The sequence below is a fragment of the Dyella sp. CR10 genome, from assembly GCF_055814425.1.
Genome location: NZ_CP185986.1, coordinates 1,439,034 through 1,456,353, shown reverse-complemented (window position 1 = coordinate 1,456,353; position 17,320 = coordinate 1,439,034). Strand labels below are relative to the sequence as shown.

The following is a 17,320-nucleotide window of genomic DNA, read 5'->3' as shown; positions in this document are numbered from 1 at the left end:
ACGCGATGAACGCGGTCCGCATCTACCACAACAGTCGCTGCTCCAAATCACGCGCGACCTTGGCGTTACTGCAGGAGCGCGGGTGTCAGTGCGAGGTGATCAATTATCTCGACACGCCTCCCAGCGTGGAGGAACTGGTCCAGTTGCTCGATCAGCTCGGCATGACTCCGCGCGAACTGATCCGCAAGGGTGAAACGGAGTACGCCGAGCTGGGCCTGGACGATCCTGCATTGAGCGACTACGAGCTGATCGCCGCGATGTCCCATCATCCACGCCTGATCGAGCGTCCCATCGTGGTCGCCAACGGCAAGGCCAGGCTGGGACGCCCGCCAGAATCGGTGCTGGGCATTCTGTAGCGCCCACAAAAAAGGCCGCCTCAAGGGCGGCCTTTTTTCATGCGCAAGGGCGCTGCCTGTTCAATCGAGGCGCAATGAAAATTCGTCCGCATCCATCCAGGCCGGGAACCGCTCGCGATGCGCCAGCAAGGGCGCCGGGTCCAGCATCACCGTCGCCACTTGTTCCTGCGCCCCCAGTTCGATCAGCGGCTCGCCCACCGCATCGATCACCGCGCTGTCACCGGCATACGGCAGGTCGTTGCCATCCACGCCGACGCGGTTGAGGCCGACCACATAGCTCAGGTTCTCGATCGCGCGGGCGCGCAGCAGCGTGCGCCAGGGCTGGCGGCGCGGGGCGGGCCAGTTGGCGACGAACAGCGCGAGGTCGTAATCCATCCCACCCGCCGCCGATTCCACGCGCCGGTTGCGCAGCCACACAGGGAAGCGCAGGTCGTAGCAGACCTGCGGAAGAATGCGCCAGCCCTTCAACTCCACGATCAGGCGTTCATGACCGCCGCCATAGCGCGTGTGTTCGCCGGCCATGCGGAACAGATGGCGCTTGTCGTATTGCGCGAAGCTGCCATCAGGACGCACCCACAGCAGGCGGTTGTAGACCGTATCGCCTTCGCGGATCGCCAGACTGCCGCACAGGGTCGCATCTACCTCCTGCGCCAGCGCGCGCAGCCAGGCCACGCCCTCGCCGTCCATCGTCTCCGCGCTCACGCGGGTGTCGTTGCTGAAACCGGAAAGGAACGTTTCCGGCAGCACCACCAGATCGGTCCTGCCGGCGAGACCGCGCACCAGTTCGCCGTAATACTCGCGATTGGCCGTCGCGTCATGCCAACGCGTGGCGCCCTGGACCAAGCTGACGCTCAGAGTTTGCATAGACGCTCCGCTGCCGCTTCCATGGTCGCATCGCTCTTGGCGAAACACAGGCGCACCAGGCGGGTCTCCGGCGCCGTTTCGTAGAACGGCGCCAACGGAATCGCCGCCACGCCGGCTTGCTTGACCAGCCACTCGCAGAAAGCCAGATCCGGCTCTTCGCGAATAACGGAGTAATCGACCAGCTGGAAATAGCCGCCCGGCACGTCCAGCAGCTTCAGCCGCGACGGCTTCAGCAGTGCGCGAAAGCGATCGCGCTTGGCCTGATAGAACGCCGGCAATTCCAGGTAGTGCTCGGGGGTGCTCGCCATGAATTCGGCGAACGCGACCTGTGCGGGATGAAACGTGCAGAAGGTGAGGTACTGATGCACTTTGCGGAACTCAGCCGACAGCGTCCTGGGCGCCACTGCATAGCCCACCTTCCAGCCCGTGCAGTGGTAGGTCTTGCCGAACGAAGACACCACGATGCTGCGCTCGGCCAGTTCAGCATGGCGCAGTACGCTCTGATGCAGCGCACCGTCGAACACGATGTGCTCATAGACCTCGTCGGAGAGCACCACGATCTCGGTATCGCGCACGATCGCCGCCAGTTCGTCCAGGTCGGCGGCGGACAACACCGCGCCCGACGGATTGTGGGGGCTGTTGACCAGGATCATCCGCGTACGCGGCGTGATGGCGTCGCGCACCCGCTGCCAGTCGATGCCGAAGCTCGGGACGGTCAGCGGGATATGCACCGCCTTGGCACCCTGCAGCTCGATCGCCGGCTCGTAGCTGTCGTAAGCCGGATCGAACACGATCACTTCGTCGCCCGCACGGACCACCGCCGCGATAGCGGCAAACAGAGCCTCGGTAGCGCCGGAGGTGACCGTGACATCCGTATCGGCGTTGACGCGGCGCCCGTACATGCGCTCGGTCTTCAGCGCAATCTGTTCGCGCAGCGTCGGCAGACCGATGCCCGGCGCATATTGATTGCGCCCTTCGGCCATCGCGCGCGTGATCGCATCGCGCAGTGCCTCCGGCGGTTCGAAATCGGGAAAGCCCTGCCCCAGATTGACGGCTTTGTGCTCCACCGCGAGCTGGCTCATCACACTGAAGATGGTCGTGCCCACCTTCGGAAGCTTGGTGTCGATATGCATGGGGCCTTGGGTGTTTGGAAGTCCAAACGCAGATGCTAGCACGCAGCGCCGCCAAGCCCTGCCGCTTGGCACACCGCCCGGATCAAACCTCCGGGCATGGCCGCTTACGGCATTCCTCGTGCTTGCGCAGCGTCGTCTCCGGCAACCGCTCGGCGAGGAAATCGACAAAGGCGCGCACGCCGGGCAGCAGGCCGCGCCGGCTGGGATAGACGAAGTGCATGGTGCCCTCCGGCACGCTCCAATCCGGAAGCACTACTTCCAGATCGCCATTGCTGATCGCCGGTGCGCAGACGAATTCCGGCAACAGCGTCACGCCAATGCCGCGGCGGGCGGACTCCAGCAGTACCGAGAAGTCGCCGCAGACCAGGCGCGGCTGGATGTCCACCACGACACGCTCGCCATCCGCCCCGAGCAGCTCCCAGCTCTGCGCGCCTTCGTGCTCGTTCATTGCCAGCGCAGGCATCGACGACAAGTCGGCCGGTACTTTCGGGCGCCCCCATTGCTTGAGCAGCGCCGGGCTGGCCACGGGCAGCACGCGCGACTGCCCGAAGGTACGCATCACCAGCGTCGCGTCGGTGTCCAGCTTGCTGCGCACGCGGATCGCCAGGTCCACGCCCTCGCCGATCAGGTCCACTCGACGGTTGGTGGCCTGCAGCCGTACCTGCACCTTCGGATACTGCGCGAGGAAATCCGGAAGGACATGCGCCACGATGGTCTGCGCCAGCGAATTGGGGCAGCTCACGCGCACCACGCCGCGTGGCTCGGCCCGCAGTTCGTCCACCGCATCCTGCGCGGCGCGCGCTTCCTCCAGCACGGCGCGGCAATGCGTGTAGAAGCGCTCGCCCACCTCGGTGACCACGAAACGGCGCGTGGTCCGCTGCAGCAGGCGCACGCCAAGGCGCTCCTCCAGCTGCGCAATGCGCTTGCTCAGACGCGACTTGGGAATGCCCAGCGCCCGCCCGGCCGCCGAAAAGCCGCCATGCTCGACGACCGAGGCGAAGAAGTAGAGGTCGTTGAGATCCTGCAAGGCGCCATCGAGTACAGTCATCTTTGTTTCCAATTCAGAACAATTAGTTCGCAAATGACCATCTTATCGGTCGATTGTTCCAAGAATATCGTTATTCCCGTCGCCGACACACCGCCGGCCCCTGATCGAGGAATAGCCATGAAGCTCCTGCATATCGATTCCAGCTCCCTGGGCAGCCACTCCGTTTCGCGCGGCCTGACCGCCTCCATCGTAGCCGAGCTCGTCCGCGAGCAGCCCGGTGCGGAAGTGACCTACCGCGACCTGGCCGCCCGGCCCCTCCCCCATTGGAGCCCGGTGGCCGATGCCGCCGATCCGGCTGCCGCGCTCGGCACGGAGGTGCTGGAAGAGTTCCTGGCGGCCGACGTGATCGTGATCGGCGCGCCGATGTACAACTTCTCGATCCCCAGCGCACTCAAGGCCTGGATCGACCGCGTGGCGGTCGCCGGCAAGACCTTCCGCTACACCGCCGAGGGCCCCGAGGGCATGGCCAAGGGTAAGCGCGTGATCATCGCCTCCAGCCGCGGCGGCTTCTACGGCACCGGCACCGCCGGCCAGCCGATGGACTTCCAGGAGCCCTACCTGCGCGCCGTGCTCGGCTTCCTCGGCATTACCGACATCGAATATGTCCGTGCCGAGGGTGTGAATGTCAGCGCCGACCACAAGGCGGAAGCCCTGAAGACCGCGCAGGCCACGATCGGCGTCGTCGCCCGCAAGGCCGCCTGAGCCTCCACTCGCTCCACATCGATCCCCCTCCGGACTGGCGCCGCGCCATTCAGCGCGCGGCGTCGGTTTGTCCGGCCTGATAGACCGCCTTGCCATCCACCCAGGTACTGAGCGGCTTCAGATCAGCGATCTGCCGCGGCTCGATCTGCAGCGGATCGGCATTGAGCAGCACGAAGTCCGCACGCATGCCTTCCTTCAGCATGCCCACTTCGTGCTCCATGAAGGCCGCATACGCGGCGGCGCGCGTGAAGCCGACCAACGCCTGGATGCGACTGACCTTCTGGTCCGGTAGCCAGCCGCCCGGGGGCTGACCCTTGAGGTCCTGGCGGGTGATCGCCGCATAGAGGCCGAGCATCGGATTCGGGCTTTCCACCGGAAAATCGGAGCCGAAAGCCAGCGGCACCTGTTCGTGCAGGAAGCGTTGCCAGGCGTAAGCGCCCTTCAGCCGCTCATTGCCCAGGCGCTGCGCTGCCCATGGCATGTCAGAGGTGGCGTGGGTCGGCTGCATGGACGCGATCAGACGCAGCTTGGCGAAGCGCGGGATATCGTCCAGCGCGACGATCTGCGCATGCTCCACGCGCCAACGATGATCGCTGTCCGCATCCTTGCCCAATACGGCCTGATAGGTATCCAGCACGGTGCGGTTGCCGCGATCGCCGATCGCATGCGTGGCGACCTGTACGTGGCAGCCATGCGCCTTTTCCACGGCGACGCGATAGTCCTGCGGCGAAGTCACGAAGATCCCGCGGTTGCCATGATCGTCGCTGTAGTCCTGCAACAACGCGGCGCCGCGGCTGCCTAGCGCACCATCCATGTAGAGCTTGACGGTGTGCATGCGCAGGTGACCGCCGGAGTCGGCCCACTGCCCACCCTGCATACACAGCCAGTCCAGCGCGGCGTGGTTGCCGTCGGCCATCTCATACAGGCGCAGCGGGATATCCCCGTCCCTCGCCATCTTCTGCAGCACTCTGAAATCATCCAGGCTCACGCCAGCGTCGTGTACGCCGGTCAGGCCCTGCGCCACCAGTTCCTTGAACGCACGCGCGTAAGCTTCACGGGTCTGCTCCGGGGTGAGCGCCGGCACCGCGGCGCCAACCAGCGGCTGCGCGCCATCGACCAGAACACCGGTCGCGCGCTTGCCGACACGGACGATACGTCCGCCGTCGGGCTGCCAGTCGCCATCCAACGACTTCGTCGCGTGCTTCATCGCGGCAGTATTCGCCCAGGAGGCGTGGCCATCGATGCGCTCGAGGAAGACCGGACGATCGGGGAAGGCTTCATCCAGATCAGCCGCGCTGGGAAACTGCTTGTCCGGCCACAGGTTCTGGTCCCAGCCATGACCGATCACCCAAGCGTCCTTGGGCAACTTCGCCGCGAAGTCCTTCAACCGCTGCAGGATCTCGGCCTTGGAGCGGGTGCCGACCAGATCGGCCTGTCCGCGCACCATGCCCAGGCCGAGCACATGACCATGGGCGTCGATCAGACCGGGAATGACGGTGGCGCCATGAGCGTCGATCTTGCTGGCATCCGGATACTGCTGCTGCACCTCTTCCGCACCGCCTACCGCGAGCAGGCGCCCGTCATCGCTCCAGGCCAGCGCACCGGCCTGCGGCTTGTCCGGATCCAGCGTATGTATGCGGGCATTGACCAGTACGGTAGCCGCATGCAGCGGCCCCATGGAAAGCGCCAGCAGAACGGCGGCGGCGAGACAGCGGGACAAAGGCATGCGAGGCGTCCTGGTAAGGGAATCGTCCCACTTTGCCCGCGTCCAGGCAGATATGACAAGAATCGGATGGCCATCCCCCCGCCAACTCAGATCGCGCCGGCAACCGCCCTCGCGATACGGTTCTCGTACTGCGCCAGCCGGATGCTCGACTCTGTCCCGGGCAACTCCACGCAGACCGCCCGCCCGGAGCGCGCATGCTCGTCACGTGCGACTTCGCGCGCCAGCGTGATGGCCGGCCCCAGCCGGAGGTCGCTGAACAGGCAGAAGCCCGAGCGGCAGATGCTCCAATGACCTTCCGCCGATGGCTTGAGCGAATAGATGATCATTTGCGCGGCCCGAAAAAGTGGACACCGGTCGTCGGCAGGCTGCCCTGTGGCGTCAGCGCTCCGCCTGATTTACCGGTGAGGCAAGCATGCATTCCCTCAAGGATTCGTCCTATCAGGCCTTGGCGGCAGGATGTGTAGGCTTCGGACTACTTGGCTGTCAGTAAAAGATGTGACGCAGCGCAAAAATTGCTCGTCTACTGCGTCATGTATTTTGCTGTCGCGGCAGGTAGTTCAGGACAACCGATTGCGGCACGCCAGCCATCGGCAGCGACCGCCTCGGCTCCGGGCTATCGCCATGGGCTGGAACGCAAGCATAGAAAAGGCGCCCTGGGACGCAGGGCGCCAATGCTTGGACTCAGGGGCATGAGTCATGCAGAAGAACGCCCCGGTCATCGGCTGGCACGAGCTTGAGGCTCGCCGCCTGACTCGCGGGGCAGAGACAGCTTGCGCGCACTCCCACCCCGTCCCCTAGCGGCGAACCGCTCGGCTTTTTGTAGGGGATTTCTTATATCGCTTGTGGCGTAGTTCTCATGGCAGCCCCAGTTAACGTTATTCGCCCGGGTGCAACCGCTTCTCGTAGCGCCAGACTTCGAGATCATAGGGACCGGCATGGGTCTCCAGCCGACTGACGAAGGTACCAGCGAAATGCCAACCGCATTTGCGATAGAAGCGAGCCGCCCGCTCGTTGCCGATCGCGCAGGCCAGCCACGCTACCGCATGGCCGCGCTCCGCCAGACGAGCCTCGCCATCAGCGATCAGCGAGGCCGCCAGACCTGTACCCCGCGCCTCGGCGGCGACGAACAGCTGGTACAACTCGTCGTCTTTGAGCATGCAAAAGCCGAGTGGCGCACCGTTCGGGCCGACCACGCGCACGTCATCCAGATGCGCCGCCAGGCGCTCGGCGAAACTTTCCAGCGTGCGCAGCCTCGCCAGCGCCTCCGGCAGGATCGCGGCGTGGGCGTCCCGCCAGCCGTCGTGCCATAACCGCGCGAGGGCCTGCACCTCGTCATTCGCCGCGGCGCGGATCGGCATAGGCATCGCTAGCTCGCACGTACCGCATTTCCGGTGGCCTGCCCGCACTCCGGACAGAAACGGCTACCTGCGGGAAGCTGCGCCTGACAACCGGAGCATTGGCTGGGGTCGCCCAGCCGATGGCCGCAGTCCGGACAGAATTTCCCGCCACGCGCCTCGCAACCGCATTGAGGGCAGACCAGCTGGCGTTCGGTCTTGACGTCCACTTTGCCCGCCATGCCTTTGCCGAATTCACGTGCGTTGTCACGTGCGGCATCCAGCTGCCCTTGGTGCCGCGCCGCTTGCACTTCCGTGGCGAGATCCGGCGCGCAGGTTTCGCACAGCCCTTTATCCGCGCTCCAGCAGCGATCGCAGACATAGTGGTTGCAACGGGCGCAGCGATGAAAGTGATGCTGTGCCGCGCCGATGGCGTCCTTGAACGCTGCATCTCGCGCCGTGCCCCAGCCTGCCTTCGCCAGTCCTTCCACCGCATTGTCGATGCCGTTACCCACACCGCCCAGCAAATTGCTGGCGAAGTTGCCGATCTCCCGCATCCACCCCGATGCCTGGCCGCTTCGATAAGGCGCGAAAGGCGAGCGCCACGTATCACTGCAGCTCTGGCAATAGAACTCGAACTGGAAACCCGCACCGGTGCCGTATTGCTGGCAGAGGTCACGGTAGTTGCTGGAAAAGTGCAGGTCGTCGCTCATCGTTCCCTCGACAGTGGGCGGCAGCTTGAATGGGAATCGGATTATGCCCAATACCCAAGCCCGAGGCTTGACCTTGCCCTGAGAAGTCGTGGCGCCACCACCATCGAACGCAGAACACACATATGGAAAAGGCCCCCGTTTCCGGAGGCCCAGTGGCGTCACTGTCCATCGCACCAAAACGCGACGTCAGCTGTTGTCGCGAACGTCCGTCGTCGGGCCATTGGTTTTGACTGAAGCGATGCCGTTCTCCATGGCCGACTTCGACGAGTACATCTCGCTCCTGCCGATCACCTCATGGTTCGCCGCTTTGAGCACGAAGTACGGCTCGTCAGACTTCGATGTCTTGCGCTCGTAGCGTGCGTCGTCCGGGCTGTTCTTCTGCACCGAAGCGATGCCGCCCTGGGCTGCGGACTTGGAGGTGTATCGCTCGCTGGTGAGGATCGTTTCCCCGTTCCCCGCCTTGAGATTGAACATGAATTGATCGCCACTCCGCTTCAGTTCATACCAACCCGCCACGGTCGCCTCCTTTCAGAGTATGGGCGGACTCGCCCTGGACACTGACACAGTGCACGAGAGCCGCACCGCTATCCTCGAACGCTGCGTCGAAGATGCTTGCCGCTATCTGGGCGGTGATCGTGGCTGGAATGAATACGGCACTGCTCGCGATCAGGTTCGCGCCAGCTATCAATCCTTGCTCACCGCCCCGACACTCGCCGGGAAGGAGGGTGCGTGATGTCCGACTCCCTTGCCGATGCCCTGCCACGCGAGATTGAGCGCGTCCAGGAGCTGCTTCCGCTATACGATGCGATCCCAACTGGCATTTTCGCCTCAACCATGATGCGCAACCCGATCAGGACTGCACATGCCGCCATGGTCGCGGGCGATGTCGTCGCCATGATCCGGTGTTACGAAGACCTCAAGGGGTATTCCGCATGACCGACCAGCAGAAGGTTGAGTTGTTGCCGTGTCCATTTTGTGGCGGCAAACCTATGAAAGGGTCCAGCTATGACGAAGACGTCCTCCTACACAACATCCGATGCAGGTGCGGCGCTGGGGTAAACGACTTCTTCGGACCCGAGGAGGCGATCGACGCCTGGAACACCCGGCAAGCCGCCGTCGCCCACGCGAGCAGCGAGGACAAGGGTGGGGAGGTGGTGGACCTGACTGACGACGATATCGAGCGTCTGTCATTGCAAGCCGGATGGGAAGGCAACCGGAAGTACATGACGAAGGCTGACTTCCATATCTGGTGCGATCGCATGCGCGCATTCGCCCTGCTCGCCTCACCACGCGCCACGGCGGAGGATGTGAGGGATGCGGGCGGTTGGCGTGAGATGGATTCCGCTCCAATCGACAAGCTGATCATGGGGGCTTGGTTCCGTTCGCCTGAATACACCGAGGTATTGCCAGTCATCTACTTATCCGAGTTAGGCAAGTGGATGAATCCTGATGACAAGAGCGATGACGAATACCCGAAGCCGGATATGTGGCATCCATATCCATTGGCTCCAAAGCATCGCGCGATCGACCAAGCCATTGCCGGCAAGCGGGGAGATGGGAATGGGTGAGCACACATTCGCGGCGCTTAAGAGCGGCGGCCACCTGGAGTTCTGGGGAAACGACTACCCCAAGTGCCCACACTGCGGGCATGTTTGCAACATCGAGGACATGGAGGCTTGGCATCTCTACGCGGAAGGCGATCACGAACTTGAGTGCCCGTCATGCGATGGCCAGTTCACCGTTAGCGTGACGGCCAAATACCTGTTCTCGACCTGCGATCAGGACGATGACGAGGATGACGGCGAGCGGGGTGAGGCGTGATGCCTTTAAAAGCCGTAGCCATGTGCGTAGTCAAGGACATCTCGAAGGTCCGACAGCGCCTCGCGCATGCTCTTGATATAGGGGGAAAGCTGCGCCTCGTAGTCAGCCGGAGCGGTCGTTCTGATATTGGTTGCCACCCACTGAGTTCTTCCCATGATCGATCGCAGCCTACCGGCGACAGCGCTCGTCTTTTGACCGAGATCGGAAGGAAGCAGCGAAAGCTTGTCCAGCCGACTTTCCAGAGCCGCGAGCGTGCCCAGACCGTCCTTGAGAAGGACGGTGGAGGACGGGGCTTTCCTTCCCTCGGCTTGCACCTGGAGGGCCCACTGCGAGGCTTCGGTCTTGGTGTCGAAGACCTGGCCCTGCCGCTGGCCACGGATCAGCACCTGCGCGCGCCACCGCTTTCCGACCTTGTAGATGCTGGCCATCCGTGTGCAATCCCCGCGTGCAAAAGCTGTGCAACAGGGTGCAACCTTGTGCAATTCGATGCAACTGAAAGCAAGAAAGGCCGCTCTCGCGAGCGGCCTAACTTATTGTTTCTTCGGAGATTGCAGCCTTTAGCTACCAGCTGCAATTCTGTAATGGTGCCCAAGGGGGGACTCGAACCCCCACGACTTGCGTCGCTACCACCTCAAGGTAGTGCGTCTACCAATTCCGCCACCTGGGCAGGTGTTGTTTGCTTACTTCTTCTTCGGTTCCGAAGCCGGGGCTTCGGTGGCGGCCTTCGCCGGCGCGGTGGCCGTCGGGACTTCGCCGTTGCTCTGCGCCGGAGTGGCCGCGGGAACCTCGCCGGCCGTGGCCGCCGGCTTGGTGGCCTGCGGGATTTCCGCGTTGGCCGGCGCCGAGGGCTGCGCATTCTGCGTGGCCGCGGGCTGGTTGGCAAGCCCGGACATCACGCCGAGATCGGCGCCATTGTTCTGCGGCGCACCATGACGACTCAGGTAGATACCCATGCCGAGGCTGAGCAGGAAAAACAGCGCAGCCAGCACGGCCGTGGCCCGCGTCATGAAGCTGGACGAACCGCGTGCACCGAACACCGTGGCGGAAGCACCGCCGCCGAAGCCCGAACCCGCATCGGCACCCGCCCCGCGCTGCATCAGGATCAGCACGATCATCGCGGCGGCGATCAGGATGTAGAAGACGCTGAAGATGACGAACATGGGTTTCCAGGAAGTCCGTGCGCTTATTGCGCAGCGGCGCAGATCTTGAGGAAATCGGCCGAGGTCAGGCATGCACCTCCGACGAGCCCCCCGTCCACATCCACTTGCGCGAACAATTCCGCGGCGTTGGCCGGCTTGACGCTGCCGCCATAAAGCAGCCGAGTCAGACGGGCGATCATAGCATCCTCTTTGGCCAATTGGCTACGGATGAAGGCATGGACCTCCTGTGCCTGTGCCGGTGTCGCGGTACGGCCGGTGCCGATGGCCCAGACCGGTTCGTAGGCGATCACCGCGGTATCGAAGCTGGCCACGCCGTTGAGTGCCAGCACGGCCCGCAACTGGCGGCCGATCACCGCCTCGGTCTCGCCCGCCTCGCGCTGCTCCAGCGTCTCGCCCACGCACAGTACGGGCGTCAGTCCGCCCGCACGGGCGGCGGCGAACTTGCGCGCGACCAGTTCGTCGCTCTCGTGGTGGTACTGGCGCCGCTCCGAATGCCCCACCAGCACCCAATGAGCCCCGATATCCGCCAGCATCGCCGCGGAGACCTCGCCGGTGTACGCGCCCTGCCCTTCGTGTTCGCTCACGTCCTGCGCACCGACACCAAGACCGGACTCAGCGTGACGCTCGACCAGCCCGGCGATATAGGGAAACGGGGGAAACACGGCCACGTCGATCGACGCAGGCATACCGGCCGCGATCTCGCTGGCCAGCCCCTCGGCCATCGAGCGGCTGCCGTGCATTTTCCAGTTACCGGCGACGAGCTTCTTGCGCATGGCCTGTCTCCCTTTCGCTAAAAACGCGGAAGCTTAGCGAGCACCCCCAGGACCGGCAACGGCACGGGCGCTGGCGCATTCGGCGAACTGACCGCAAGATCGCCGCTTTCGACCGCGCCCACAAGGAACCGGCATGTCGCAGTCCCGCCCCCTCAGCCTGGTGACCGGTGCTTCGGCCGGCATCGGCGCCGCCTTCGCCCGCGATCTCGCCGCGCGCGGCCATGACCTGGTCCTCACCGCGCGCCGCGTGGACCGCCTGGAGGCACTCGCGCAGACCCTGCAGGCCGCGCACGGCTGCGACATCACGGTGTTGCCGCTGGACCTGGCCGATCCCGCGGCCCCCCGGGAGCTATGCGAAGAGCTCGAACGACGCGGCCTCGCCGTCGACTGGTTGATCAACAACGCCGGCTACGGCCTGCCGGGCACGTTCGACGCCAATACCTGGGAGGCGCACGCGGCCTTCATCCAGGTATTGATGACCGCCCCGACCGAACTGGCCTGGCGCCTGTTGCCCGGCATGCGCCAGCGGCGCTATGGCCGCATCGTCAATGTCGCCTCGCTGGCCGGCCATGTGCCGGGCACCGCGGGACACACCCTGTATGGAGCATCCAAGGCGTACCAGATCAAGTTCTCGCAGTCGCTCGCGCTGGAGAACCGCCACCTGGGCGTGCATGTCTGCGCGCTATGCCCTGGTTTCACATGGTCGGAGTTCCACGATGTCACTGGCACCCGAGAACTGATGAACCAGATGCCCCGCTTTATGTGGCAGACCGCCGAAGATGTCGTGCGGGAAGCTTACGAAGCGGCCGAGCGCGGCGAGATCGTGCACGTCACCGGCCGCGTCAACCGCTTCATCAAATCACTGGTGAAGCTGATTCCGGACCGCATGGCTTTGTGGCTGTCCGCGCGCGAATCTCGACGTTATCGCCAATCCCCGCCGCAGTAGGCGCTCATCCGCCGATCCAGCGCGCCAGCAGGAACGCGGCGGCCGAGGCAAGGCCGCCCACCAGCATGGTCTGCATGGCGCCACGGAGCATGCCGATCCCGGTGAAGCGGGCCTTCGCGGCGCCGAAGATGCCTAGCGCGGCGAGCGTACAGACGACTGAAAACGGCAGCGCCCGCGATAACTGATCCACCAGCATGTACGGCAGCAGCGGCACCAGGCCGCCGAGCACATAGGCGCCGCCGATAGTGAGTGCGCTACGCAGCGCACGCCCGGGCTCGGGCTGCTCCAGCCCCAGCTCGAAACGCATCATGAAATCGACCCATTTGTCCGGATGGGCGCGGAAGTGAGCCAGGATGGGCGCGCAGGTGGCCCGGTCCAGGCCGTAGTGCGCGAGGATCTGCACCACCTCGTCCTCTTCGCGATGCGCCAGCTCGCGTACTTCGTAATGTTCACGGGCGCGTTCGGCCGCGTAGTGATCGGCATCGCCCCGCGCCGCAAGGTAGCCGCCCAGGCCCATCGCGATCGCGCCGGCGGCGATCTCCGCCACGCCGGCGACCACCACCAGCCGGCTCGCCGCCACCGCGCCGGAAAGGCCCGCAGCCAGCGCGAACGGCACGGTCAGGCCGTCGGCCATGCCGATCACCAGATCGCGCACCGTATCCGAGGCGGTGAAATGCTTCTCCGTATGAGGGGTCAGCGGCATGGCGGCGCTCCTTGGAAGGCGCCGCCACTCTACCGCCGACGTCGACCGCGCGACGGTATACGAAGGCGAATCACTGGCGTTTGCAGGTAAGCGTGTCGCCCACGACGAAGCGCCCTTCGCGCATCCGTTGCCAATCCACGCGAAGCGTGCCGTCCTGCTCGCGCACATAGACGAATTTCTGCGCCGGCTGCACGTCGGGCGCCGACATCCACGTCAATGTATCGCCCTCCCAGCCGCTTGAACTGAAACGGCGTGCGCCCCCCAGGCTGTCGATCACGACAGCATTGAATTGCCCGCTCTTCGCATCGTAGGTCCAGGCCTCGACGGCTTTGTAAGTCGCCGGCGCGAGATCATCGTGATGCTTGAGCACGATGGCGTCGCCGAGATCGGCTTCCAGGCGCATCACTGACGCGATGGTCTTGCCGCTGGCCGGGAAGACGCCATCGCAACGCCAGCTCCCCAGCAAGGGCTGCATGGCCTGGATCGAAGCGCCGGACGCGGTTGCCTCGGCGGCAGCGCCCGCCAGTGAAAGAACGAGGAAGAGAGATACGGCGCGCATCACGGCATCCCGAAGCGGAGATGCCGCGAGGCTAGCCCACTCCCGGCCGGTACGGACCGACCGGAAGTCATGCAGGGGACGATCAGATCAGCTTGATCTCGCGCAGGCGCTGCTGCAGATACTCGTGCGAAGTGATCGACGTGTCGTAGCGGCGCGGGTTGTCCGGCGTCACGCACTGCGGCAGCGGATCGAGCACCACGTCCGGGTTCGGATGCAGGAAGAACGGCACCGAATAACGCGGCTTGCGCGCATTCTCGTTCTGGGGATTCACCACGCGATGGGTGGTCGATGGGTACACGTGGTTGGTCAGGCGCTGCAGCATGTCGCCGATGTTCACCACGATGGCGTCGCCCTCGGTAGTGATCGGCAGCCATTCGCCTTCGCGGGTCAGCACTTCCAGGCCCTCGGCGCTGGCGCCGACCAGCAGAGTGATGAAGTTGATGTCCTCGTGGGCGCCCGCGCGCACGTTCGGGATATTCTCCTCGGCGATCGGCGGGTAATGGATCGGGCGCAGGATGGAGTTGCCCTGGTCGGTCTTGTCTTCGAAGTAGTTTTCCGGCAGCCCGATGTGCAGGGCCAGCGCGCGCAGTACGCGAGTGCCCAGCTGGTCCAGCGCTTCGAACAGGCCATAGCCACGAGGCTTGAAGGCAGGCACTTCTTCCGGCCACAGGTTCGGCGCCATCACGTCGGCGAAGCGGGAGTCGCGCGCGATCTCACGGCCTACGTGCCAGAACTCCTTGAGATCGGCGTACTTGCTGTCCTTGGCCGTTTCCACCTTGAAGGGGGTGTAGCCGCGCGCGCCACCAGTGCCGGGCACGTGATACTTCATCTTGGTTTCGGCGGGCAAGGCGAAGAACTGCTGGAACGCCTCGTAGGCGCCATCGATCAGCTCGGGCGAAATGCCGTGGCCGCTGATGCCGCAGAAGCCGTATTCACGATAGGCGGCGCCCAGTTCCGCAACGAAAGCGTCGCGGTCGGTCTCGTAACGGCGGATATCGAGGGTAGGAACCCGTTTGACGGTCGTATTCATGGTGTCGTGATCCACAGGTAGGCGTGCGGTCGATTTATCGAACCCGCCACCGCAGGGGCGGGGCACGTCGGGCCAATCCTTGGCGACCTGGGCAGGAGTCGGTGCGACAACACCGCCCCCGCTGGCTCACGAGCGTTCGGCGGCGGATTTTACGACTTCCGCCAGCTTCTCCGCCATCCGCCGCACCTCGGCCTCGTCGGCAGCCTCCACCGTCACGCGGACCAGCGGCTCGGTGCCGGAAGCGCGCAGCACCACCCTGCCCCGACCGCGCAGCGCGTCCTCGGTCTCGGCCAGCGCCTGCTTGACCTGATCGCTATGCAATGCCTCGCGAGCCCCCTGGGCGCGCACGTTGATCATGATCTGCGGCATCTTGCGCAGCCCCTGGCGCGCCTCCGCCAGGTCGCGTCCGCCCAGTGCCTCCAGCACGGCCAGCGCGGACACGATGCCGTCACCGGTGGTCGCGCGATCCAGGCACAGGATGTGACCCGACGTCTCGCCGCCGAGCAGGCCGTCGTGCTCCTTGAGCTTCTGCAGCACGTAACGGTCGCCAACGTTGGCGCGGATGAGCTCGATGTCCAGCGCACCCAGCGCCTGCTGCAGGCCGTAGTTGCTCATCAAGGTGCCGACCACCGGCCCCTTCAACCGCCCCTGCGCCTGCCAGGCCAGGGCGAGGACGAACAGCATGTCGTCGCCGTCCAGCAGCACGCCTTCGCGATCCACCATCTGCACGCGGTCGCCGTCGCCGTCGAAGGCGATGCCTACGTCGGCGCGATGTTCGAGCACGGCCAGCTGCAAAGCTTGCGGATGGGTCGAGCCGACACCCAGGTTGATGTTGAAACCGTCCGGTTTGTGGCCGATCGTGATCACGTCCGCGCCGAGTTCGGAGAAGACCTTCGGCGCCACCTGGTAAGTCGCGCCGTTGGCACAGTCCAGCACGATGCGCAGGCCGCGCAGCGTGAACTGGCTATCCACCAGCGTGCGCTTGCAGAATTCCACGTAGCGACCGCCGGCGTCATCGATGCGGCTGGCCTTGCCCAGGCGCTCGGAAGGCTCGGTCGTGAACTCGCCGTCCAGCCCCTCTTCGATCGCCAGCTCCACCTCATCGGAGAGCTTCTCGCCCGTGGCGGAAAAAAACTTGATGCCGTTGTCTTGATGCGGATTGTGCGAGGCGCTGATCACGATACCGGCCTGCGCGCGCAGCGAACGGGTGAGGAACGCCACGGCTGGCGTCGGCATCGGCCCCAGCAGTCCCACATCCACGCCGGCGGCGACCAGGCCCGCCTCCAGCGCCGCCTCGAACATGTAGCCGGACACGCGGGTGTCCTTGCCGATCAGCACCTTCGGCCGCCGGCCTTCCCGGGTATCGCGCGCCAGCGCAACGCCCGCCGCGCGCCCCAGGCGCAGCATGAAGTCGGCGCTGATCGGCCACTGGCCGACCGGACCGCGGATGCCATCGGTACCGAAGTATTTGCGTTCGCTCATAGGGGATCCTGTAACGCGCCGGAAGGGGCGCGGTGGTTGGTCTCTTATTCGTCGTCCGGCCAGCGTGGCGCCGGCGGACGATCATCGCGGCGCACCGCCGGCTCCCCTGCAGCCACGGCCTGCCATACCGCCAAAACATCGACCGTAGCGGCTACATCATGTACGCGTACCATACGGGCGCCACGTTGCACGGCGATGAGCGCCGCGGCCGCGGAACCTGCCGCGCGCTGTGCCGGCTCGCCACGCCCGGTGAGCTGGCCGATCATGGATTTGCGCGAAAGACCCACATAGCACCCGCTGCCCAGATCGGCGAACCGCTGCAGTGCGCGCAGCAGCGCAAGGTTGTGCTCCAGGCTTTTGCCGAAGCCGAAGCCCGGGTCGACCATCACCCGCCGCTTGTCGATGCCGGACAGTTCGCAGGCGAACAGCCGATCGGCGAGAAACCGGTGCACCTCGCCCACCACGTCGTCGTACCGCGGGTCGTCCTGCATGCCGCGCGGCTCGCCTTGCATGTGCATCAGGCATAGGGGCACGCGCAGCTCGGCGGCGGCGTCCAGCGCGCCGTCGCGGCGCAGCGCATAGACGTCGTTGATCATGCCGGCGCCGGCGGCGACTGCCGCGCGCATCACTTCGGGCTTGGAGGTATCCACCGCGATCGGCAGCGACGTGCGGGCCGCCAGTTGCTCGATCACCGGAATCACGCGGCGCAGTTCTTCCTCCACCGGCACGTCATCCGCGCCGGGACGAGTCGATTCTCCGCCTACATCCAGCATATCCGCGCCCTCTTCCGCCAAGCGCAGGCCATGGGCCACCGCCGCTTCGGCGGTGGCATGGCTGCCGCCGTCGGAGAACGAATCGGGCGTGACATTGACGATGCCCACGACACGCGGGCGGTCGAGCACGAGGCGCCTGCCGGCGCAGTCGAGCACGGGGGCGAAAAGGTCGGCTGACATGCGCGCTCCTGTTTGAT

General features: G+C 65.1%; 22 protein-coding genes and 1 tRNA gene. 6 read left to right on the top strand and 17 right to left on the bottom strand.

Annotation, left to right across the window (positions count from 1 at the left end):
• Window positions 1–5: 5 nt before the first annotated feature.
• A complete protein-coding gene (gene arsC / locus ACNR9O_RS06725; RefSeq protein WP_473682018.1) occupies window positions 6–356 on the top strand; it encodes an arsenate reductase (glutaredoxin) in 351 nt (116 codons plus the stop codon).
• Between the two features lie 60 nt (window positions 357–416).
• Here arsC and ACNR9O_RS06720 read toward each other — a convergent pair whose 3' ends face one another.
• The 3 genes from ACNR9O_RS06720 to ACNR9O_RS06710 form a co-directional block, all read right to left on the bottom strand.
• Window positions 417–1,220 (bottom strand): amidohydrolase, encoded by an 804-nt coding sequence (locus ACNR9O_RS06720; RefSeq protein WP_473682019.1) that lies wholly within the window; start codon window positions 1,218–1,220, stop codon window positions 417–419.
• Entirely contained in the window at window positions 1,208–2,353 is a 1,146-nt protein-coding gene (locus ACNR9O_RS06715; RefSeq protein ID WP_473682020.1) for a pyridoxal phosphate-dependent aminotransferase, read from the bottom strand. The genes ACNR9O_RS06720 and ACNR9O_RS06715 overlap by 13 nt, the downstream gene beginning before the upstream one ends.
• An 82-nt stretch (window positions 2,354–2,435) precedes the next feature.
• The gene (locus ACNR9O_RS06710) at window positions 2,436–3,401 is read right to left on the bottom strand and encodes a LysR substrate-binding domain-containing protein (RefSeq protein WP_473682021.1); all 966 of its coding nucleotides are present in this window, start codon (window positions 3,399–3,401) and stop codon (window positions 2,436–2,438) included.
• A gap of 117 nt (window positions 3,402–3,518) precedes the next feature.
• Here ACNR9O_RS06710 and ACNR9O_RS06705 point away from each other — a divergent pair, with 117 nt between their 5' ends.
• Window positions 3,519–4,103, top strand: coding sequence for an FMN-dependent NADH-azoreductase (locus ACNR9O_RS06705; RefSeq protein ID WP_473682022.1), 585 nt, complete (start codon window positions 3,519–3,521; stop codon window positions 4,101–4,103).
• Window positions 4,104–4,152: 49 nt separating this feature from the next.
• Here ACNR9O_RS06705 and ACNR9O_RS06700 read toward each other — a convergent pair whose 3' ends face one another.
• The 5 genes from ACNR9O_RS06700 to ACNR9O_RS06680 all read right to left on the bottom strand — a co-directional run bounded on the left by ACNR9O_RS06700 (window position 4,153) and on the right by ACNR9O_RS06680 (window position 8,350).
• The gene (locus tag ACNR9O_RS06700; RefSeq protein WP_473682023.1) at window positions 4,153–5,829 is read right to left on the bottom strand and encodes an amidohydrolase; all 1,677 of its coding nucleotides are present in this window, start codon (window positions 5,827–5,829) and stop codon (window positions 4,153–4,155) included.
• Between the two features lie 86 nt (window positions 5,830–5,915).
• Window positions 5,916–6,155 (bottom strand): hypothetical protein, encoded by a 240-nt coding sequence (locus ACNR9O_RS06695; RefSeq protein WP_473682024.1) that lies wholly within the window; start codon window positions 6,153–6,155, stop codon window positions 5,916–5,918.
• Window positions 6,156–6,704: 549 nt separating this feature from the next.
• Window positions 6,705–7,193: a GNAT family N-acetyltransferase gene (locus ACNR9O_RS06690; RefSeq protein WP_473682025.1), complete on the bottom strand. Its 489-nt coding sequence runs from the start codon at window positions 7,191–7,193 to the stop codon at window positions 6,705–6,707.
• 2 nt (window positions 7,194–7,195) lie between these two features.
• Complete coding sequence (locus ACNR9O_RS06685; RefSeq protein WP_473682026.1) at window positions 7,196–7,876, bottom strand: zinc ribbon domain-containing protein; 681 nt, start codon at window positions 7,874–7,876, stop codon at window positions 7,196–7,198.
• Window positions 7,877–8,062: 186 nt separating this feature from the next.
• Window positions 8,063–8,350: a YegP family protein gene (locus ACNR9O_RS06680; protein ID WP_473682027.1), complete on the bottom strand. Its 288-nt coding sequence runs from the start codon at window positions 8,348–8,350 to the stop codon at window positions 8,063–8,065.
• A gap of 258 nt (window positions 8,351–8,608) precedes the next feature.
• Between ACNR9O_RS06680 and ACNR9O_RS06675 the strand changes: the two genes are divergently transcribed.
• Genes ACNR9O_RS06675 through ACNR9O_RS06665 form a run of 3 tightly spaced genes read left to right on the top strand, consistent with a single transcriptional unit; the run spans window position 8,609 to window position 9,697 of the window.
• Window positions 8,609–8,812 (top strand): hypothetical protein, encoded by a 204-nt coding sequence (locus tag ACNR9O_RS06675; RefSeq protein WP_473682028.1) that lies wholly within the window; start codon window positions 8,609–8,611, stop codon window positions 8,810–8,812.
• Window positions 8,809–9,444 (top strand): Lar family restriction alleviation protein, encoded by a 636-nt coding sequence (locus tag ACNR9O_RS06670; protein WP_473682029.1) that lies wholly within the window; start codon window positions 8,809–8,811, stop codon window positions 9,442–9,444. Before ACNR9O_RS06675 ends, ACNR9O_RS06670 begins: the two co-directional genes overlap by 4 nt.
• Window positions 9,437–9,697, top strand: coding sequence for a hypothetical protein (locus ACNR9O_RS06665; RefSeq protein ID WP_473682030.1), 261 nt, complete (start codon window positions 9,437–9,439; stop codon window positions 9,695–9,697). Before ACNR9O_RS06670 ends, ACNR9O_RS06665 begins: the two co-directional genes overlap by 8 nt.
• Before the next feature lie 5 nt (window positions 9,698–9,702).
• Here ACNR9O_RS06665 and ACNR9O_RS06660 read toward each other — a convergent pair whose 3' ends face one another.
• From ACNR9O_RS06660 to tpiA, 4 genes are all read right to left on the bottom strand, one after another.
• A complete protein-coding gene (locus tag ACNR9O_RS06660; RefSeq protein WP_473682031.1) occupies window positions 9,703–10,125 on the bottom strand; it encodes a hypothetical protein in 423 nt (140 codons plus the stop codon).
• 154 nt (window positions 10,126–10,279) lie between these two features.
• A tRNA-Leu gene (locus ACNR9O_RS06655) sits at window positions 10,280–10,364 on the bottom strand.
• Window positions 10,365–10,377: 13 nt separating this feature from the next.
• Window positions 10,378–10,857, bottom strand: coding sequence for a preprotein translocase subunit SecG (gene secG, locus ACNR9O_RS06650; protein WP_473682032.1), 480 nt, complete (start codon window positions 10,855–10,857; stop codon window positions 10,378–10,380).
• A gap of 23 nt (window positions 10,858–10,880) precedes the next feature.
• Complete coding sequence (gene tpiA, locus ACNR9O_RS06645) at window positions 10,881–11,630, bottom strand: triose-phosphate isomerase (RefSeq protein WP_473682033.1); 750 nt, start codon at window positions 11,628–11,630, stop codon at window positions 10,881–10,883.
• Between the two features lie 133 nt (window positions 11,631–11,763).
• Between tpiA and ACNR9O_RS06640 the strand changes: the two genes are divergently transcribed.
• Window positions 11,764–12,576, top strand: coding sequence for an SDR family NAD(P)-dependent oxidoreductase (locus tag ACNR9O_RS06640; protein ID WP_473682034.1), 813 nt, complete (start codon window positions 11,764–11,766; stop codon window positions 12,574–12,576).
• Between the two features lie 4 nt (window positions 12,577–12,580).
• Here the strand turns inward: ACNR9O_RS06640 and ACNR9O_RS06635 are convergent, their stop codons facing one another.
• From ACNR9O_RS06635 to folP, 5 genes are all read right to left on the bottom strand, one after another.
• Window positions 12,581–13,279, bottom strand: coding sequence for a VIT1/CCC1 transporter family protein (locus ACNR9O_RS06635; RefSeq protein WP_473682035.1), 699 nt, complete (start codon window positions 13,277–13,279; stop codon window positions 12,581–12,583).
• Between the two features lie 70 nt (window positions 13,280–13,349).
• On the bottom strand, window positions 13,350–13,838 hold the full coding sequence (locus tag ACNR9O_RS06630) for a hypothetical protein (protein ID WP_473682037.1): 489 nt from the start codon (window positions 13,836–13,838) through the stop codon (window positions 13,350–13,352).
• Window positions 13,839–13,920: 82 nt separating this feature from the next.
• Entirely contained in the window at window positions 13,921–14,868 is a 948-nt protein-coding gene (locus tag ACNR9O_RS06625; protein ID WP_473682038.1) for an isopenicillin N synthase family dioxygenase, read from the bottom strand.
• 126 nt (window positions 14,869–14,994) lie between these two features.
• Window positions 14,995–16,350, bottom strand: a complete 1,356-nt coding sequence (gene glmM / locus ACNR9O_RS06620; RefSeq protein ID WP_473682039.1) for a phosphoglucosamine mutase — start codon at window positions 16,348–16,350, stop codon at window positions 14,995–14,997.
• 44 nt (window positions 16,351–16,394) lie between these two features.
• Entirely contained in the window at window positions 16,395–17,303 is a 909-nt protein-coding gene (folP, locus tag ACNR9O_RS06615) for a dihydropteroate synthase (protein WP_473682041.1), read from the bottom strand.
• Window positions 17,304–17,320 lie beyond the last annotated feature (17 nt).

Coding starts and splice junctions, on each gene's coding strand:
- ACNR9O_RS06685 (WP_473682026.1), bottom strand. CDS start 7,876: ATGAGCGACGACCTGCACTTTTCCAGCAACTACCGTGACCTCTGCCAG.
- secG (WP_473682032.1), bottom strand. CDS start 10,857: ATGTTCGTCATCTTCAGCGTCTTCTACATCCTGATCGCCGCCGCGATG.
- ACNR9O_RS06665 (WP_473682030.1), top strand. CDS start 9,437: ATGGGTGAGCACACATTCGCGGCGCTTAAGAGCGGCGGCCACCTGGAG.
- ACNR9O_RS06640 (WP_473682034.1), top strand. CDS start 11,764: ATGTCGCAGTCCCGCCCCCTCAGCCTGGTGACCGGTGCTTCGGCCGGC.
- tpiA (WP_473682033.1), bottom strand. CDS start 11,630: ATGCGCAAGAAGCTCGTCGCCGGTAACTGGAAAATGCACGGCAGCCGC.
- folP (WP_473682041.1), bottom strand. CDS start 17,303: ATGTCAGCCGACCTTTTCGCCCCCGTGCTCGACTGCGCCGGCAGGCGC.
- ACNR9O_RS06705 (WP_473682022.1), top strand. CDS start 3,519: ATGAAGCTCCTGCATATCGATTCCAGCTCCCTGGGCAGCCACTCCGTT.
- ACNR9O_RS06675 (WP_473682028.1), top strand. CDS start 8,609: ATGTCCGACTCCCTTGCCGATGCCCTGCCACGCGAGATTGAGCGCGTC.
- ACNR9O_RS06660 (WP_473682031.1), bottom strand. CDS start 10,125: ATGGCCAGCATCTACAAGGTCGGAAAGCGGTGGCGCGCGCAGGTGCTG.
- ACNR9O_RS06635 (WP_473682035.1), bottom strand. CDS start 13,279: ATGCCGCTGACCCCTCATACGGAGAAGCATTTCACCGCCTCGGATACG.
- ACNR9O_RS06710 (WP_473682021.1), bottom strand. CDS start 3,401: ATGACTGTACTCGATGGCGCCTTGCAGGATCTCAACGACCTCTACTTC.
- ACNR9O_RS06680 (WP_473682027.1), bottom strand. CDS start 8,350: ATGTTCAATCTCAAGGCGGGGAACGGGGAAACGATCCTCACCAGCGAG.
- glmM (WP_473682039.1), bottom strand. CDS start 16,350: ATGAGCGAACGCAAATACTTCGGTACCGATGGCATCCGCGGTCCGGTC.
- ACNR9O_RS06715 (WP_473682020.1), bottom strand. CDS start 2,353: ATGCATATCGACACCAAGCTTCCGAAGGTGGGCACGACCATCTTCAGT.
- ACNR9O_RS06695 (WP_473682024.1), bottom strand. CDS start 6,155: ATGATCATCTATTCGCTCAAGCCATCGGCGGAAGGTCATTGGAGCATC.
- ACNR9O_RS06630 (WP_473682037.1), bottom strand. CDS start 13,838: ATGCGCGCCGTATCTCTCTTCCTCGTTCTTTCACTGGCGGGCGCTGCC.
- ACNR9O_RS06720 (WP_473682019.1), bottom strand. CDS start 1,220: ATGCAAACTCTGAGCGTCAGCTTGGTCCAGGGCGCCACGCGTTGGCAT.
- arsC (WP_473682018.1), top strand. CDS start 6: ATGAACGCGGTCCGCATCTACCACAACAGTCGCTGCTCCAAATCACGC.
- ACNR9O_RS06625 (WP_473682038.1), bottom strand. CDS start 14,868: ATGAATACGACCGTCAAACGGGTTCCTACCCTCGATATCCGCCGTTAC.
- ACNR9O_RS06700 (WP_473682023.1), bottom strand. CDS start 5,829: ATGCCTTTGTCCCGCTGTCTCGCCGCCGCCGTTCTGCTGGCGCTTTCC.
- ACNR9O_RS06670 (WP_473682029.1), top strand. CDS start 8,809: ATGACCGACCAGCAGAAGGTTGAGTTGTTGCCGTGTCCATTTTGTGGC.
- ACNR9O_RS06690 (WP_473682025.1), bottom strand. CDS start 7,193: ATGCCTATGCCGATCCGCGCCGCGGCGAATGACGAGGTGCAGGCCCTC.